Source organism: Paucihalobacter sp. (assembly GCF_036825875.1).
Classification (GTDB): Bacteria; Bacteroidota; Bacteroidia; order Flavobacteriales; family Flavobacteriaceae; genus Paucihalobacter.
In genome coordinates this window covers 1-18,711 of the sequence record NZ_DAISXK010000052.1, presented here as the reverse complement: position 1 = coordinate 18,711, position 18,711 = coordinate 1, and the positions used below count along the sequence as shown (strand labels likewise).

At 37.0% G+C, this 18,711-nt stretch carries 15 protein-coding genes and 1 pseudogene; 6 read left to right on the top strand and 10 right to left on the bottom strand.

Features of this window, described 5'->3' with window-relative positions:
* From V7Z48_RS12030 to V7Z48_RS11990, 10 genes are all read right to left on the bottom strand, one after another.
* The coding region (locus tag V7Z48_RS12030) for a DUF6933 domain-containing protein (RefSeq protein WP_334113776.1) at positions 1–367 on the bottom strand (367 nt) is incomplete at its 3' end.
* Between the two features lie 656 nt (positions 368–1,023).
* Positions 1,024–1,746, bottom strand: coding sequence for an FISUMP domain-containing protein (locus V7Z48_RS12025; RefSeq protein WP_334113774.1), 723 nt, complete (start codon positions 1,744–1,746; stop codon positions 1,024–1,026).
* A 203-nt stretch (positions 1,747–1,949) separates the two neighbouring features.
* Entirely contained in the window at positions 1,950–2,087 is a 138-nt protein-coding gene (locus V7Z48_RS13575) for a hypothetical protein (RefSeq protein ID WP_428850375.1), read from the bottom strand.
* 323 nt (positions 2,088–2,410) lie between these two features.
* A complete protein-coding gene (locus tag V7Z48_RS12020; protein ID WP_334113772.1) occupies positions 2,411–3,019 on the bottom strand; it encodes a DUF998 domain-containing protein in 609 nt (202 codons plus the stop codon).
* 66 nt (positions 3,020–3,085) lie between these two features.
* Positions 3,086–3,661, bottom strand: coding sequence for a Crp/Fnr family transcriptional regulator (locus tag V7Z48_RS12015; RefSeq protein ID WP_334113770.1), 576 nt, complete (start codon positions 3,659–3,661; stop codon positions 3,086–3,088).
* 62 nt (positions 3,662–3,723) lie between these two features.
* Positions 3,724–4,923 (bottom strand): alpha/beta hydrolase, encoded by a 1,200-nt coding sequence (locus V7Z48_RS12010; RefSeq protein WP_334113769.1) that lies wholly within the window; start codon positions 4,921–4,923, stop codon positions 3,724–3,726.
* A 357-nt stretch (positions 4,924–5,280) separates the two neighbouring features.
* On the bottom strand, positions 5,281–5,814 hold the full coding sequence (locus V7Z48_RS12005) for a thermonuclease family protein (RefSeq protein ID WP_334113768.1): 534 nt from the start codon (positions 5,812–5,814) through the stop codon (positions 5,281–5,283).
* 367 nt (positions 5,815–6,181) lie between these two features.
* Entirely contained in the window at positions 6,182–7,180 is a 999-nt protein-coding gene (locus tag V7Z48_RS12000; protein ID WP_334113767.1) for a PorP/SprF family type IX secretion system membrane protein, read from the bottom strand.
* A 9-nt stretch (positions 7,181–7,189) separates the two neighbouring features.
* Positions 7,190–13,261 carry a PKD domain-containing protein gene (locus V7Z48_RS11995; RefSeq protein WP_334113766.1) on the bottom strand — a complete coding sequence of 2,024 codons (6,072 nt, stop codon included), beginning with the start codon at positions 13,259–13,261 and terminating at the stop codon, positions 7,190–7,192.
* Positions 13,262–13,586: 325 nt separating this feature from the next.
* Entirely contained in the window at positions 13,587–14,114 is a 528-nt protein-coding gene (locus tag V7Z48_RS11990; RefSeq protein WP_334113764.1) for a DUF6933 domain-containing protein, read from the bottom strand.
* Positions 14,115–14,402: 288 nt separating this feature from the next.
* Here V7Z48_RS11990 and V7Z48_RS11985 point away from each other — a divergent pair, with 288 nt between their 5' ends.
* The 6 genes and pseudogenes from V7Z48_RS11985 (at position 14,403) to V7Z48_RS11960 (ending at position 18,307) form a co-directional block, all read left to right on the top strand.
* Positions 14,403–14,942 (top strand): hypothetical protein, encoded by a 540-nt coding sequence (locus V7Z48_RS11985; RefSeq protein ID WP_334113763.1) that lies wholly within the window; start codon positions 14,403–14,405, stop codon positions 14,940–14,942.
* 45 nt (positions 14,943–14,987) lie between these two features.
* A complete protein-coding gene (locus V7Z48_RS11980) occupies positions 14,988–15,524 on the top strand; it encodes a DUF2975 domain-containing protein (protein ID WP_334113762.1) in 537 nt (178 codons plus the stop codon).
* Positions 15,525–15,527: 3 nt separating this feature from the next.
* Positions 15,528–15,737 (top strand): helix-turn-helix domain-containing protein, encoded by a 210-nt coding sequence (locus tag V7Z48_RS11975; protein ID WP_334113760.1) that lies wholly within the window; start codon positions 15,528–15,530, stop codon positions 15,735–15,737.
* 153 nt (positions 15,738–15,890) lie between these two features.
* Positions 15,891–16,454, top strand: coding sequence for an ankyrin repeat domain-containing protein (locus V7Z48_RS11970; RefSeq protein ID WP_334113758.1), 564 nt, complete (start codon positions 15,891–15,893; stop codon positions 16,452–16,454).
* 8 nt (positions 16,455–16,462) lie between these two features.
* A pseudogene (locus V7Z48_RS11965) lies at positions 16,463–17,517 on the top strand (acyltransferase family protein).
* A gap of 301 nt (positions 17,518–17,818) precedes the next feature.
* Positions 17,819–18,307 (top strand): AAA family ATPase, encoded by a 489-nt coding sequence (locus V7Z48_RS11960; protein WP_334113756.1) that lies wholly within the window; start codon positions 17,819–17,821, stop codon positions 18,305–18,307.
* The last annotated feature ends 404 nt before the right edge of the window (positions 18,308–18,711 follow it).

The window sequence follows — 18,711 nt, the reverse complement described above, 5'->3', positions numbered from 1 at the left end:
CTTCTAAGCTATGGTTTTGGAATCCCAAGGTGCTGCGGTCATTATTGGTTGGTAAGAATTGCAAGGAGCCAATAGCCGCATTAATGGTTTCGAAATCTATAATGATTCCATCATAAACCAACTGACCGTAAAACGCATTTTTAAATAGGTGTTCTATTCTTTTTAAATCTGAAGCTTTTATATCGGTAAGCACCACATTATACTTCGTGTCGGCGTTGGTGATTAACCAGCATTTTTTTCGGTCGACGTAAAATACGGTTGCGTTCCAATTACCCAGTAAAGCATCACTGCCTTCTGGTTCCTTTGAAATTAATTTTTTTACTAGCTTTTCTAGCTTTTTGGTGAGATGGATGCTGGTAGTTGGCACGAGGGAATTAATTTTAACATTTATAAAAGTAGTAAATGGAGTTGAATATTTATATCTTGGATGATCATTGTCCGATAAGAAATATTTCGTCTCCCTAATTCTTCGGGACAGGCTCGATGTGGCTTTTATCTATAACATAACATCTATTCCACCAACCTATAGTCCCTACGGGACAGTTCTGTTAAGGACTAAATATGGGTAGAATAAAAAGTAAGTGCAATGTACCAAAATGTCCCGTAGGGACTACATATATTGAAGATAAGTTTATTAAATTATTTTTATAAGACAACAATGATTTTAAATTTAGATGATTGGTTTTTTATTCTTGCAGCTCACGTTCAAGTATAAGTGTAGTGCAGGATTTTTGAGCGATTCAGTGTCCACCCACCACTAACCATCATAATATCCAACTAAAACCTAATGAAGAAATAAAAAAATAATTGAAGCTGTTAAATAGTACTTATTCAGTTTTTTAGTATCTAAACGAGTACCATAATTATTATATGTAAAGCCTCATACGCATCTCAATAATCACTTCACAAAAACAAATTGTGCACTTGTATTGGTAAGTATTTGGTGTTATTTTGTTGATCACTTTAAACATTCCAACACCATAACTTCCTTACTGAACTAATTTCTCAATACAGGTATTTTGATTAATCTTTAACACAACGCATACAAAAGCCACTTCCTTTATTGATAGTTAAGCGAGGAGCCGCAGGGCTGTCGTATTCCAAGGAACGGTACCATGAAAAATTTTCACCGCCTTCTGTTGAACTCCACCAATAGCCATTCTGACCAAGATTAAGAAAGGGTCCTCCTAGGCTCTTAAATCCACCTGGAAAGCCCGAGAACCCACTTTCATTTGAAGCACCTGTATTTGGATTTACCCATAAGGTTTGAGATTTGAGCTTGCCACCAGCCAAATTTACGTCACCCAAAAAATTAACTAGTTCAATCCACTCAGCATCACTTGGCAAATGCCATCCAGCTGGACAAACGCCAGAAACACCACTCGGATTTGAGGCACTACTTATAGAACCACCCATAGCAGCTGGCCAGTTATATAAAACACCATAAGTATTATAGTTCGCTGTTGCTTTAGCTGCACTAACATCAGTGCCGTTATATCCATAAACATAATAATAAGGTATTGTGGAAGATACCGCAACGAGTCCAACAACATCGGGCAAAAAACGCAAATTCTCGGCCATCCAAACTTGGTCTCCGATGGTAACGGTTTGGTAAACATTGCCATCTCGGGCATCGGTAAAACTGTTAGAGGGAGTGTTGTTATCGTCGTCACTCTTACAGGACGGTAATAGAATAACACAAAAGACAAATAAGCTTACTTGTAAAATAAACGTTGATGATTTCATATGGTAAGATTTATTGGTTAAGTTATTTAATATTGAGTAAAATTAAGGTCACAAACCATAATAATATCCAACTAAAACATAAGGAAGATACAAAAAAAAATAATTGAAGCGGTTAAAGATTGTTTATTCACTTGTTTAGGTTTTAAAACGAGTACAATCATTATTATAACTAAAGCATTATACGCATCACAATAATCACTTTATCAAAACATGTTGTGCACTTGTACTGACAGATGTTTGATGTTGATAAGATCATTAATTATTTTAGTTACATAAACTTGAGATTTAAGCTTGCTTTTTAGGACTTCATTCCAATTATTAATCTGCAATGCAATTAAGATTCCAATTACTCCTGGTTAGCAGGCGTATAGGTTCTTCCTAAAATATCTTTATATGTTTCTTGTGCATAGACTAAAGAATTGGGTAGTAGAATAATGAAGATAATTATAACTCTTATTTTTTGATAATTCATATCATTTTGAATTTCGATGATTGGTTTTTTATTCTTGCGGATAATGTTTTGGCGCTTGGCGCAGTGGCGGATTTAGAGGCGCTTAATTTCAATTTAGCGCTAATGTTCATTTGAAAACTGAGCTTTCATTTTAGCACTGATCCCGCCATTTTGCTAAACTGATGTTGTGCGTTCTTTATTTTATGTTTTAATTCAATTCTCTTTGGTTGTTGAAAAGTATAATTTATAGCTTGTAAAAATTATCCATAAAAAGTAAAACATAAAAACAATTCTTTGTCCTACTGCCGGAAAATTTGGAAAGATAAAAACCCAACTTCCAAATAAAATTGTAAGCCAAGTAAAAATAAGTGTTGGTTTAATTGCTGTCGTCCAATATGCAGATTTTTTCATTTGATTTGGATAAGAAAATGCAGCTATCAAAAAGAAAATGTAACTCCCAAAACTACCAATAGTATGAAGCAGCATTGTTATTGAATTTTTATTATCGTAATCACCCGGAAAAACTCCCGAAATAGCCATAAAAATACCACTCATAAAAACACCTATTAAGGCCAACTTGTTTGAACTTTCCACTTTTATATTTTTGTAAAGCCCAATGGAAAATATTGAAATCAAAATACCTGGTATGATATACCCGAAAACATTCCAAGTCCATTTATTTGGTGCATCTGTAGCGCCTAATTCGCTAATTGCTTTGGTCAAAAAACTATATTCAGTTCTTTGATTAGTCATTACAAAGTATGTTAACCAAAATATTGTTGGAGCTAAAAAACCAACGATTGCATAAGACTTATTACTCATTTTTTAATTTAGTTAATTAAAAAATTCAAAATTAGCAAACAATATAATTAGTCAATTTGATGTAGATCAAAAAGTGGACTTCTCAGCTCTTATTCTACTTAATGTTTCTTGTGTAAACCCTAAATAAGAAGCCAACATCCCAAGTGGAACTCTCTGCAGTTTGCCTTTTGAAGTCTTACAAAAAAATTCATATTTTTCTCTAGCTGAATGAAACTGCATAGAAATTATCCTTTCAGATTGTTGAATAAAATAGTTAGAAATCAAAATTCTGCCAAATCGTTCCATTTCGGGAAAATCTTCAAAACATTTTTCGAGCTGCAACATATTTATAACAATTAGCTCTGAATTTTCTAATGCTTCTATGTAGCAGTTGTCAGGCACATTTTTCATGAAACTATAAATGGAAGTAATCCATTCGTTTTCTGCCGAAAAATTTTCGGTAATTTCTTTATCATCTTTTTTGTAGAAAATCCTTAATAGTCCTGATTTTATGAAGAAGGTACTTTCACAAATCCTATTTGGCTTGTGTATAAAACTTCCTTTTACAACAGTTTTTGTTGTTGAAATTTCATGCAACCGTTCTGTCAATTCAGTCGAAACAGGAATGAAGTTTTTTATATGTTTAATGAGGATTTCTTTCATTTACGGACTTTCTGTTTACAATGACGCAACATAGCCTATAAGGGTTTGAATAAACGGTCGTTTTAATGCCGTTTCTTTATTGTTGGCGTTCGTTTTATTTTGAAAGCGTTAGTATGGCTTGTAAGGTCAAATTTTTCATCATTTAATATCGATTCAGTAAATGCAGATATCAATTTTAGATGAGCAATATATCCTTCTATTTGAGTGAGTAGCAATTCAGAATCAGGTTGATTGATTCCTTTGCTAAGAAAGTAGCGCATCAGATACATTGAAGTATAGCTATTATGTGTAAAAGGTTTCTGATAGGACGCATAAATTGTCTCTTCAGAGTTCACTTCTTCAAAAAACTCAAAGGATAATGCTTCATCATAAGCTGCGAAAGTCAATATGGGTATAGCAAACACATTTTTCTTTGTTTTTATTGCGTCATAAACATAAGGCCACAATTCCTTAATTTTCAGTGTATCTGTTTTATATTCAATTGTTGTCTCCATAGATACAAAACCGCTTACCCATGTTGGATCATTTAGGAAACACCATCCTTCTTGTGCTCCCCAACTATGACCCATGTAAAATACCTGATTTTGTGGGCTTAAAGATTTGGCAAAATTTATTAGCGCTTTCGCAGTACTCTGATTGTGTTTATTTTCCTTTTCAAGCTCATACGGCAATAATCCGTATGTCGTGTTTTCATAGGGAAGATGAAAGTTAGCACTGATAAAAATGTATCCCAGTGAAGCAAAATACTCAGCCATTATTGAATTTTCGTTTGAAAGTCCTTGTGAACCATGATGATAAACAATGAGCGGATAATCTAGTTTCGGTGGAAGTGAAGTACTGACACTTCTTGTTTCAATTTGTTTTAATCGCTCAAGTATTTCGGCCGTTGTATTTGCTGCATACGTTATAGGTTCATTAGTTTCAATATTATGTGCAACACCGTCTCGAATCGCTATTTGATCCATTTGCTTTTGTAACTCTTTATATACTTGGGTCAGATTTGATGGGATATTATTTAAGACAAAATCACCGTATTTTAGAAACTTATTTCTTTCCTTGAACAGAGTTGGAAACCATACTTGAACAAAAAGTGGAGCATCTCCTGAATAGCCAAATTGATTGTATTGTATTTCTGAATCATAAATTACCGTGTTACTATAATTACTTTGGAACTTTCCAAAATTTACATGGTCATAAAATGATTCTTGCGCTGTGGCAAAAAGAGTGAGAAAAAATATTAGTAGTAATAATATGATCTTCATATTTGTCTTTCTTTAATGAATGCCAAATTGTATTTTCATCACCTTTGATATCATTATCCCGCTTATGATGATGTTATTGGTTAATTTCCTCAAATATAACAAATCCCAAAAAAAAACCTAACAATCAAACGCTTAAAAAAGTAAGGTGTGTTATTGGGCTTGTGGTGGTTACAAAAATAGGGGAATGGTGTGAGGTGTTTTTCCGGGTTTTCGTAAAATGGTAAAAAAAGTTGTTTTTTATTTTTCAATTTGACACACGCTCCTACCCATTTCGTGTGACTTGGATTATTTAATTTTAGTAATGCAATAAGAACAATAAACAATCCGCTACAACTTTTAAAATATCCATAAATCCTGTTATTTTAATCGAAACTCCCAAGGCGCCACAGGATTTGGATCTACCCACAACCCTACCCTGTTTTTTCTCGCTTCTTGTTCTAAGGTTGCCAGGGTTTTATCGTCGGAATAGCGTGTGAAGTGCCATGCCATGCCTTGTTTGACCATTTCGTGATTAACGTTTAGACTGTCAATAAAAACATCGCCCAAAACCCGTCCGTATTTGTCTTTGCTCTTATAGTAAACCCTAACTTCCTTTTTAAAAATCATTGCCGACAGTGCTTGTTTGGCCTTGTTAGAAAAGGCTTGCTTCTTCTCAGGGCTGTCAATGCCGTTGAGTCGCACTCTTACCTCAAAGCCATTATCGAAAATCATGGTGAAGGTATCGCCATCGGCTATTTTAATGACTTTGCCATCTACATACTTTTGGGCTTTCTGGCTGCTGGTATGTGTGCGTTTTAAGTTTGGGTTGGTAGCTGTATAAGCAATAGGCTCTTGACAGTTGGTCAAGCCCATAAGACAAACAAAGACAATGATTCTTGTGATGTTATGCATTCAATTAAAGTGATTTAGGGCAGTCAACTTAATATTTATATTTAAACAATTTGAATTTTTATTTTCGATTAAATATAAGGATATTCTTCTAAAGGCAAACCTATGAAAATTATAGAAATTATTTTTACGGGATTCCGTAAAAGGAAGAAAAAAATTAGGCTTTGGTTGTGCTATTCATACAGTGGCGCTGCTTAAATCAGGATTTATTGACCATAAAAAAAAGTTGGTTATTGAAGTTATAATTATACCATCCTTAATTATTGCCAATACCTCAAAAGGCCTTTACGTCTCCTACAATGGTGGCAGCAGTTGGATTAAGCGGGGTTCATTGACAATTAAGCTCAAATCTGAAAAGGAAATTTAGAATTCATCGCTTTCTCCCCCGATCTGTATTACAGCTTCTACAACGCGACAAATAAGTTACAGATACTTCATACACACCATTGGTTCTCCCAATTCCAGTAGTATTGGCATCGTATGATAAACCAAACCTAAAATCGGTATATTCTAATCCAATAAAGCCGTTAATTGAAGTTAAGAGATGGCTACTTCCCGTGTTTCCTGCGGGGTTGGTTGCCGCTGTTACGCCTATTAAAAACTGATTGACCTGAAACAAGGCTCCTAAGTCTAGACGGTTGTAGTCGCCTTGTTGTAAAAAGCTAGAAGTCATCATGATGCTGTAGTCATTTAAAAACGGGAATCTGAAGTTGCCATGTGCGGCAAATAGCATGTTGAGTGGTAAGTTTTCGCCTTGTACAAAGGAAATATTTGGACGGTTTAGGTGTTTAACCGAAGCGCCAAACCAATAGGTAATACCGTTCATCTCTGTTCTTTCAAATACCACACCTGCCCCAATATCTAAAAACCAGACGTCATCGTTATTAAGGGCTAAGGGGTCTACTGTATTTGGCGCAATAACACCAGTATTTATATTGATTTGATCGGCCAAGGTCAGATTGCGGAACTGGAAATTTTTAGTGCCCACACCTACTTCTACACCTGGGCGAAAAAACCACCCACCTCTTAAATTAACGCGGTGGGCATAATTGGCATTAAGTTGGTGATGTCCATAATTGGTAAACGACTCGTGGTGACGCAATAAACTAAATCCAAAACCAAATCCGTCACCAGGACCAAAATCGACTGATTTGTTCCAAAAAGCGTATTGGGTATTGATTTTAAGATTGAGATTAGGCCATTGTGTGCGGTGTAAGATGCCTAAATGCGTACGACCATTATCTTCAAATCCAGAAAATCCCGGGTTCAGGGTTTCCTGAATAAAATTTGACTGGGTGAATATAGGGTCTTGTGCAAGCAGGCGACACGTATAAAAAAGACATAGTATAATGCTAAGGCGTATGCTCATCTCGTATTATTATTTAATAATGACAAAAGCACCGCTTTTATTAATAGTATCGCCATAGAATGTTTTAGCTGAAAATGTGTATTGATAATTGCCGTTTTCGGCTTCTCCGTTTCTTAAATTGCCATCCCAACCTTGAATGCTATCGCCAGATTCAGAGTATATCAAGCTGCCCCAAGTATCATAAATATTGAGTTCTAAATTTTGAAGTCCACGATGAATTGGTGCAAAAAAGTCGTTTATACCGTCTGTATTAGGTGTAAAGGCATCGGGGATTTCTAGTTTGTATCCTGGTTCAATAATTAGGGTTACTACATTGGTATAAACACAACCAAAAGGATAGGTTACCGTTTGTGTTACCACATAATTTCCAACTTGGGCATAAGTATGAATTGGATTTTCTTCGGAAGAAAAACTTCCGTCACCGAAGTTCCATAACACACTAATATAATCACCCGTGGCCGTATTTGTAAACTGAATGGGATCTTGTATGGAGAAGACGCCGAAATTTGTAAATCCGAATGCGGTTACTTCAAAATCAGGATCTCCTAATTCTGGGGTTGCGACATTTAAACTAAAAGTGGTACTACAGCCCAAGCCGTCTACGACTTCAACTGTTACCAAACCGTTTAGGTCGGTGGTCATTTGTTGATTGTTGGAACCTGTTACAGTACCGCTCGACCAGTTATAGGTAAATGGTGGTTGACCACCGCTTGCTTGGGCTATAAATGTTTGTGCAACGGTTTTCGCTTCGCAATCAACCTCACTTTGGGTATCGACTGTTAAAATCAAAGGTTCAAAACGAATGACTTCCCAGTTCTGTTGCAAAGTACATCCATTGGCATCTGTAATTTGAGCAGTGTAAGTATTCGGTGGAATATTCAAAAGGTCTTCAGTGGTGGCGCCATTAGACCATACCACCTGATATGGCGGTGTGCCTCCCTGAATTAAAAGGTTGATAGCACCACTACTTGGCTCGTCGCAATCTAAAGCATCGGTAACTTGCGCTGAAGCTTGTAATGGTAGCACATCAAAAATCGTAAAACTAGCTGCAATATTACAGGGTTGTGCATCGGAGATGATTACGCTATAAGTGCCTGGTGCTAAATTAAATCTGTCAAGACCAGCATTTGGGTCGTCGCTCCAAGTGACATCAATAGAGTCAACACCGCCTTCAAAATTAAGTACAATACTGGCATCGTTTTCACCAGCACAGGATATTTGTGTTACCTCTGGATTGATGACAAACAAAGGTGGTTCTTCAATAATTACAGGAAAATCTCTACTGCAATTTTCGGCATCTGTAATAGTAATCACATAAGTTCCAGGCCCCAAATTGGTTTGGGTAAAACCAGTACCAAAATTACTCCATGCAATGGCATAAGGTGCCACACCACCTGCGATGGCATTAATAGTTATACTGGCATCATTATCACCATAGCAGGCAATTTCAGTAGCGGAAACGTCAATGCTTATCGGTTCATTTTGAGTCAAGTCCACCAGAAGCACTTCCTCACAACCTGAGGTATCGGTGACCGTTACCGTGTAACTGCCTGCTTCCAGACTATTAATATTTTGATCGGCACTGCTGAATCCGTTAGGTCCTATCCAGTTATAAGTATAGTCTGGTCGTCCGCCAGCCGCTGTGATGTCAATGGCACCTGTTGCATCGCCAAAACACAAAACTTCATTTACATTGCCCAATGTCAAAGTCAACAAGGGCGGTTCTACCAAGTTGAAGGTTTCTGTGATGGGTCCGCAGTTGTTGGCGTCAGTAACTGTAATTACGTAAGTTCCAGGCTCTAAATTAGCAATACTGGCGTCGGTTGAAAAAGGTTGACCATTTCGAGTCCAAGTATAGGTGTAAGGCTGAGTTCCGCCAGATACGGTAATTGCAATAGCGCCGTCATTAGCTTCAAAACAAGATATGGAATCAGGGTTAAAGTTAATGGTTTCAAATTCCAATATTTCAGGCTCTGTAATGACAAGGTTTTCTGAATACGGACAACCACCATCATCTTCAATAGTGAGTGTATAGGTACCTGCTTCTAAGTTAGAAATCGATTCGTCGCTGCTAATAAATCCATTAGGACCAGCCCAATTTATGAAATATGCTGCACCTGTTGTGAATGGTACGCCGCCAGAAATTGAAATCTGAAGGGATGCATTATCCGATTCAAAACAGGTATTATTTTGTTGTACCAAATCCACACTTATGGATGGATTCACCGTGACCGTTACAGTAAATGGATTGCCTTCGCAGTCTCCAGAAATGGGTGTTATAGTATAAACAACTGTTGCAGGTGCTAAGGTCGTGTTGGTAAGTGTTTGTGTGATTTCTGAAATGGGCGTTAGCTCGGCTGATCCACCCGTGATACTTCCAACTGGTGATATCGTTGGCATATCCCAACTGTAAAGGACATTTTCAGGTACCACATCCCCTGCACTTTCGTCTGGAACGTAACTAAAGTCGTTACCACTACAAATTAACAAGTCGGTATTACTGATATTGGGCGTATTATTGATGGTTATTTCGGCAACCTCAGAAATAATTTCAGAACAACCACCTGAATTAAAGGTAAGAACAGCATAATAAAAAGACGTTCCAACAGTATTGGCTGGTGGTGAAAAAGTGGCCGCTGTAGCTCCTGGAATAAGCGTGCCTCCACTATTACTATTAACACTATTCACATACCATTGGTAATCGGGTGTCCCAGTCCCATTTTGAAAAGAAACCTGTAGGTCTGCGAGTGTGTCACCAAGGCATATAATTTGAGACTGTGGTTGTGAGGAGAACTGCGCACCGGCACTAATAACTACTTCAGCAGGATCGCTCGTTACCTCACAGCCTGAGACGTCCTGAGAGACCACCACATAGTAATAAAACGTGCCGACCGTGGCGGTCGTAGGGATAAAACTGTTGGCAGTTTCACCCGCTATGGCCGTTCCAGTAGTATTGTTGTTAGCCGCATTGATGTACCACTGATAACTCACATTACCGAGTCCACCAGAAACAGCGACCTCTAAGGTTTCTGCGGCGGTATTTTGACATAATTCTTGCAATGGTATTGGTTGTAGTGTTAGTTCGGGATCTTCAACGACCACAATTTCTGACACTTCACTGCTTAAAGGTGTACAACCACTGGCTGCATAGTTAATCTCAACATAATAATAAAAAGTACCTGCTGATAAAAATGAGGGTGGCGTATAATTTGATGTGGTTGCTCCTGGAATTAACGTTCCACCTGTATTACTATTGGTGGTATTGCTAAACCATTGGTAATTTGGTGTTCCTGCGCCGTTAGAAACATTCACAAACAGTTCATTGGCTATGCCATCAACACAAATGGATTGGGAATTTAAGGGTTGTACATCTATTTGCGCTGCCGGCGTTACTGCTACCAATGCGGTATTGGACACCAATTCGTTGCATCCACCTGAACCAAAATTCAATACTACATAATAGTAAATCTCACCGACTACATCGGTAGCAGGCGTATAAGCTGCTGATGTAGCAGCTGCAATTAAAGTTCCTGAAGTAGTGTTATCAACTGTATTTTGATACCATTGGTAAGTTGGTGTTCCTAAACCATCAAAACCGACCAACAAATCGGCAATAGCACCATTTAAGCAAACGGCATCTCCTTGAGGTTGGTTGTCTATAAACGGTGCTGGCTCCACTTCTATCTCAAAGTTAACAGGATCCCCAATGCAGCCGTCAATTTCGGGCAACACCGTGTAAATAAGGGTTTGAACTGTATTTCCCGTATTAATTAAAGTTTGTGCAGGAATGGTGTCGCCTGTACCTGTGGCGATAAAACCAGAAATATTTGGGGGCGCATTGGCAGTCCAAGTAAATGTGGTAAGTGGTTCGTTAGCGGTCATTAAAATGGCTTCTGTGCTGAGACCAGAGCATATGGTTTGGGTAGTATTGGTATTGGTAATGGTCGGTAAAGCATTAATACTAAAATTTTGTGTGGTCGTCACAGTGCCGCAGTCGTTGGTCACTGTAAGGATAATTTCATAATCTCCTTGAGCTGCATAATTTATGGTTCCAGGACTCAATTGGTTAGAAGTTGCTGGTGTGCCACCTGGAAAAGACCAACTATAGGATATGGCAGAGCCTAAAGGTATACATCCTTGCACATTAGCTACAGGTGAAACATTAACAGGACCACAGGCGTCATCAATAGGCACTATACCAGCAATTGGCGGCTGAGTAACGTTAACCTCTGATTGTGTGGTGGTGCTACCACAAGAATTGGTCGCAGTAAGCATAATAGTATAGATGCCAGCTGTTTCAAACAGAAATTGAGGTTCGAATGAATTTTCATCGGTACCATTGGTAAAACTCCAGGTTTCGGGGGTGGTGCCACAGTAGTCTGAGTTATATTCAACAGACCATTCAAATGTTTCGGCTCCACATAAATTAGATACATCTGTGGTATTGTTAACAGTTAGGCCAAAAGGCGAACAACCTTCATCAGTATTTATAGAAAAATCTGCAATTATTTCGGGTTCTATACAAATAGTTTTGCTTATTGGGTCGGTTTCACCACAAAAATTTTCAGCATAAAGAGACACTGTGTAAATTCCTGGACTTGTATAAATGTGCGTTGGGTTTTCTAAGGTTGATGTGTTTCCATCACCAAAATCCCAAAAAAATGCGGCATTCGTATTACAGTTTTGGTTGAAACCATCGGTGGATGTATTGGTAAATTGAACTTCGGTGTTTACACAAGAATTAGGATCGACTGCAAAATCGACTTCAGGTCTTTTAAGAATAATGATAGGTCCTGCAGTTAAAATCGACTCACCGCATGAGGTTGTGACGTTTAAAATAACTGTATAATTCACATCAGGGCAATTAGAATCGGTGTAGGTATGAGGAATAGGAAAATTTTGCGAAGCGGCAGGATTGGCCGCGTTATAAAACGCAGAACTTTCTAAATCGTCTTGGGTAAAAGTAAGTACTGTCCCATCGCCATAATTAACCGTATAGAAAGTGTCTGGAGGGTTTTGTCCCCAAGAACCAATGGAAAAATTTATGGAATTAACAGGCAGACAAAGATTCACGGTATTACCTGGAATTTCAATCGCTCCTACGGGATTGGATGAGTTTTTAACGAGAATTGTTTCGGTACTCACACAGCCTGAATCGCCATAGCCAGTAATAGTCATATTAAAGGATCCTAAACTCAAATAGGTATGACTTAGGGGAAAGGTAATATCTGTTTCCGAACTCCCATCACCCCAATTGATGTCATAAGATACAATACAAGAATCTGAGGGTGATACATTTCCAACGTTTACGGTGTACTCTGGGTCGGTTGTATTATTGCCACAATTATCAAAGGGTTCTGTAAACTGGGCATCTAAATCCACAAATTCCATATTGGGTCTTTGTTCAACATTAATAACTTTTGAAGCTTCAACCACACAACCATTACTGTCGGTTACCGTAAGTCTGGCGGTAAAATTTGTAAACCCACATCCAGTGGCGTTATAACTGCGCGTTGGTGATAATTGTGTTGACGACCCACCATCGCCAAAATTCCACTGATATTGGAAAGGTCCATTGCCAGTAACCACCGGTGTAAATGTAATAGGCGTGCCCGAACAGGCACTTGCATTATTAAAAGTAAAGTCAACCGTTGGCGGACTACCGACAGTAACCACTGCCGTTCCCGAAGCATTATCTTCATCACCATTGCTATCTTCAACACTTACCAAGGCATACGTGAAAGTGCCTGCTGTACCTGTTGGTGCATTTACTGTAACTGAATTATTATTTCCTGCAGTGGTTACAGTTTGAGGTGCGCCGCCATTAATAGTATAAGTAAATGTATAAGGCGCATCACCAGCTGAACCTGTAAAGGTTATTTGAGGAAGGGGTGTTTCGTTTCGGCATACTTGGGTAGTTCCAGATATACTGGCATTGGGTGCCAAAATTTTATAGTCACTTTTATTTACAGCTGTTAACCCAATATCTTCAATTATAAGTTTAATGTTTAAACTGAAGGCAGTAAAAGCTACAAGTACTATAAGACTGATAACCGCAAGGAGTTTCAGATTGGATTTCATGAATAGCAAAATTTCATTTGTGGGAACCTAAGTCCCCATTATTTATTAATGATTGACGAATTTATTTGCTATTAATTCTAAACGGGCTGCGTAAATATATAAACTTTATTTAACTAATGTTAAAATTTAAATTTAAACAATTTATATTTTTTAAAATTCCTTTTCGAGAAGATGAAGATTGTATTTGTAGATCAGTTCAAATTGGCTAATTAAAAGCTTACATTTCTAATCACTAGCAGTCTAAACATATAAAAATAAATAACTTAATATCTATTTACTTTTAATTGAATCGAAATTATAATTTTAAAATTACATTCGAAATAAATCACCCTAACAACAACACTTTCATTTCCTTAATAGGCGTCGTAGATTTATTCATAGCGCGACGGCCACCATTGCGAAACGGACTGGTGTTAAGTCGATGTGTTAATTCCTTAATGGCCATATTGTCTAAACCACCGTATTGGTATTTCCACCAATCTAAGGCTTCTAAGCTGTGGTTTTGGAATCCCAAGGTACTGCGATCATTATTGGTTGGTAGGAATTGTAGTGACCCAATAGCCGCATTAATGGTTTCGAAATCTGTAATGATTCCGTCATAAACCAACTGACCGTAAAAAGCATTTTTAAATAGGTGTTCTATGTTTTTTAAATCGGAAGCCTTGATATCGGTAAGCACCACATTGTACTTAGTGACGGCGTTGGTGATTAACCAGCATTTTTTTCGATCGACGTAAAATACGGTAGCGTTCCAATTACCCAGTAAAGTATCACTGCCTTCTGGTTCCTTCGAAACTAATTTTTTTACCAGCTTTTCTAGCTTTTTGGTGAGGTGGATGTTGGTTGGCGGCATAATCTATTTTTTATAATAAACCATAAAAATAATTAATCATTCACCAACTTCAAAAGGGCCAACCTTATTTAGGACTGACAACAGACAACAGACAACAGACAACCGACAACCCTTCATCATTAATAAGTTAAAACTTTAATCCTTTAAAATAAATGTGCTACTTATTTTAATGATTCTGACCGTATTAACCGTTAAAGGGTAATTATTTTTTGTTTATTAATAGTTTTTTATTGTTTTTCAATAAATATTTTCTAATATTTGCATTGTAGAATAATAATTATACTACCTATGTCATCACAACCAAACCTTATTTTAAAAACCCTAAATATAGTTTCCTGGATACTTTTTTTAGGCCTTTGTATTAAAGCTGGCACTTTAATTTTTACCCTATCTTTTAGTCTTTTTATAAATCCGATTGCAGCAGAAGTCCTTTATTCAGGCTTGGACTTGTCGCAGTTAATGGCCTATGATAAATGGCATTATATGAGTATGGTTTTTTTAATCATAATCAATTGGGGACTCAAGGCTTATCTATTTTATTGGATTGTCAAAATTTTCACGATCGCCAAGGTCTTATCGCCTTTTACCACCGAAGTCAAAAAATTAATTGTAAGCATTGGTTTTGTAGCTTTAAATATAGGAGTCGTTTCTATCCTTAGTTCAGCATTTAACCAATGGCTCACGCATAAAGGAATCGTTTTAACTAATTTGTGGGAATACACAAATGGTGGTGCAGAATTTTTATTAACGGCGGCCATTGTTTTGACCATTGCACAAGTATTTAAAAGAGGCATTGCAATTGAATCGTTGAACAAACTAACCATATAACACCCATTTTTCCTAATAATTTATAATCCTTAAAATTTATACGTCATGACAAAAACAAATAACTTCGTATTTAGAGGCTTACATATTGTGGCCTGGATCATCTTTATCGGCTTGTGCATTGAAGCTGGAGGTTTGATTGTAAATTTCTTTTTCAGTCTTTTTAAACCTGAATCTATTCAAAATCTTTATCAAAAACTAGACTTATCTGAAATGTATGAAGACAGCAAAATGGCATTTTTCGGAATCTATAGCTTTATTCTATCCATTTCAATTTTAAAAGCTTTTCTATTCTATATAGTTATCAGACTTATGCACAAAATGGATCTAACAAAACCTTTCAACACTTTTGTTTCTAACCAAATTTTGCAAATTAGCTATTTCACTATTACCATTGGACTGTTCAGCTATATTGCTAAACAGATGACTAAAAACCTAATGCATCACGGTTTTGTCACCGATGGCTTAAACCAATTTTGGGCCGATAGTCAAGCCTTTATTTTAATGGGAGCTGTAATTTATATTATTGCAACTATTTTCAAAAAAGGAGTAGATATTCAAAACGAAAACGAATTTACTATTTAAGTTATGGCAATAATTGTAAACCTGGACGTCATGATGGCGAAACGAAAAATGTCGCTCAATGAACTCTCTGAAAAAGTGGACATTACTTTATCCAATCTTTCCATATTAAAAACCGGCAAGGCCAAAGCGATGCGATTCAGCACACTGGAAGCAATCTGCACAGCATTGGAATGTCAGCCCGGGGATATTCTGGAATTCAAGGAAGACCTATAACTACCCTAAAAAATCAATAAAGTTAGACAGTAACACTCATAAAGGCGACCCTATGACATTTGGTCAAAAACATAGTTGTTAACTAACTGTGATTATTTGATGCCTTCTGCGAATAATTAAGAAAATACTAATAATTATCAAATAATAGTCAACATGAAAAATCAATTCAAAATCAAACTAACCTACATTTTAATAGTAGCCACCTGCTTTTTAGCTACCTCTTGTAACGGACAAAACGATGCTAAATCAACAGAAGGCAAAGCACCGAAAGTAGCTATTCACACAGCAATTATTACCAATAATATGGAGACTCTAAAACAACATATTGAATTCGGAAAAGACCTTAAAGAGAAGGAACCGATGAATGGTTCTTCCCCTTTAATGACAGCAATTGTTTTTAATAAAACAGAAATGGCAACTATGCTAATTAATGCCAATGCTGATTTAAGTATTCAAAACAATGACGGCTCAACAGCTCTACACATTGCGGCATTTTTCTGTAGACCTGAAATTGTCAAACTTCTATTAGACAAGGGCGCAAACAGAACGATTAAGAATGCGTATGGTCAGACCCCTTATGAAACTGTTGCTGGCGCCTTTACCGAGGCTAAAGATGTGTATAAAGGCCTAAGTGCCATGCTGGAGCCCATGGGTCTTAAATTGGATTTGGGATATATTGAGAAGACTCGGCCTGAAGTAGCTTCCCTTTTAAAATAGTTTTTGAAATGACCGAGACTTCAAGAAGGCACGACATTGATGCCTTAAGGGTAATTGCCATTGGTTTACTGCTAATTTATCACACAGCCATTGGCTTTCAACCTTGGGGGTTTATGATTGGTTTCATTACCAATGGAGAATCCTTAACGGCATTATGGCCGGTAATGGCAATGCTCAATGTATGGAGAATCCCTATTTTGTTTTTTGTATCTGGGATGGGCGTTTATTTTGCCCTCCAAAACAGAAACTGGAAACAACTGCTTACCGAAAGAACCAAAAGAATTTTAATACCCTTTTTATTTGGCTTTATTTGTATAGTACCGTTACACCTCTTTCTAAACCAGTATTATTATTCGAGAGATATCCACTACCTGCCCAATGCTGGACATCTATGGTTTCTTGCAAACCTATTTATGTATGTACTCTTGCTGCTTCCAATTTTCTATTATTTCAAATTAAATGCGCAGGCTAAAATCGTGAAAGTGTTGAAACGCCTCTTCAGTAAGCCGTTGGGACTGCTTATGGTGGTTTGCATTTTTATGATTGAGATTATTTTGGTAAAGCCTGCTATTTATGAAATGTATGCGATGACCTGGCACGGATTCTTTTTGGGTTTGATTGCTTTCTTTTTTGGATTTTGTTTTATGCTTGCAGGGCATGCATTTTGGAACATGCTACTTCAATGGAAGTGGTTGTTCCTGATTATTGCTGTTGCCTTATATGGTAACCGTCTTTTTGTGGCACAAATGCAAGTGCAGCACCTGTTACTCGTTATAGAATCTAATTTTTGGATTTTTTCGGTCTTTGCCTTACCCATAAATATTTGAACAAAAACACTTCACTATTGCGATATTTAAGTAGGGCTGCCTATCCGATTTATATCATTCATATGGTGGTTATATACCTCACCTCCCTGCTCCTATTTCCATTGGAACTACCTACGTGGTTGAAATTTGTGATAGTAGTGATTGGTACCTTCCTTGGTAGTTTCATGATCTATGAATTTTTTATAAAAAGAGTGAAAATACTCATGCCACTATTTGGAATGAAAACGTCAAAATAATAGCCGCTTTCAAATCTTCATTTCCTGTGGTGAAGGTTAAAAACAATTGTAACAAAACCTGATTTGAAAAGTCTTAGATTATACGGCCAGAATTTTTTTAGTGCAACCGGCCTGCGTTGGATGTAATTTGTAATATGAAAGCAGTTATTTGTACTAAATAACAGAATTAATCGCACACTAATTTCAATAAATCATTAATTTGATTTCAATTTGCTTCATATATAAAGTAATTATATCACAAAGGGTACTTAATTCTCAATATACAATTTACCTAAGGTAACCACTATTTAAAACAAATAAAATGATTCACCTTATAGTAGGAAATACAGGCTCAGGAAAAACAACTTACGCAAACGAATTGAGAAAGTCTACAAACGGAATTATTTTTTCCATTGATAAATGGAACAATACTTTATTCCTTGCCGACAAAAAACCCACTGACGGTTTAGAGTGGTTCCTTGAGAGAATAGAGCGCGCAGAAAAAATGATATTAGATCTGGTTATACAGTTAGAAAACGCAAATACTGATTCAATTCTCGATTTAGGTCTTTCAAAATTTGAACACCGTGAAAAATTCAGAAAGTTTGCCAAATTGAATAACTACAAATTAACAACTCACTTTTTAGACATACCAAAAGAAACACGGCTAAAGCGGGTAATGAAAAGAAATGCTGAAAAAGGCGGGACTTTCGAATTTGAAGTAACTAAAGAAAATTTTGAATTTATGGAAGATTATTTTGAAAAACCAACCGACTTAGAAATGACTGGAGGCATCACCATTAAGAAATAAAAACCCGATAGCGCGGATTTACAATCCATTTTTATAACAGCCCTAGGCTTACCCAAAAAACACTTAGTACAACCGAAATTTCCTTTCAAACAATCAACCTTATTTAGGACTCTACAGGATTAGCTGCGCTGATCCTGACAGCACTCCGTGCTGAAAATAGTTCAAACAAAAAAACGCTCAAGCGAGCTAGAAAATTAGTATAGGGTTCTCCTTATAACCATCACGAAGCAGGATAAGCTGCGCTGATCCTGACAGCACTCCGTGCTGAAAATAGTTCAAACAAAAAAACGCTCAAGCGAGCTAGAAAATTAGTATAGGGTTCTCCTTATAACCATCACGAAGCAGGATAAGCTGCGCTGATCCTGACAGCACTCCGTGCTGAAAATAGTTCAAACAAAAAAACG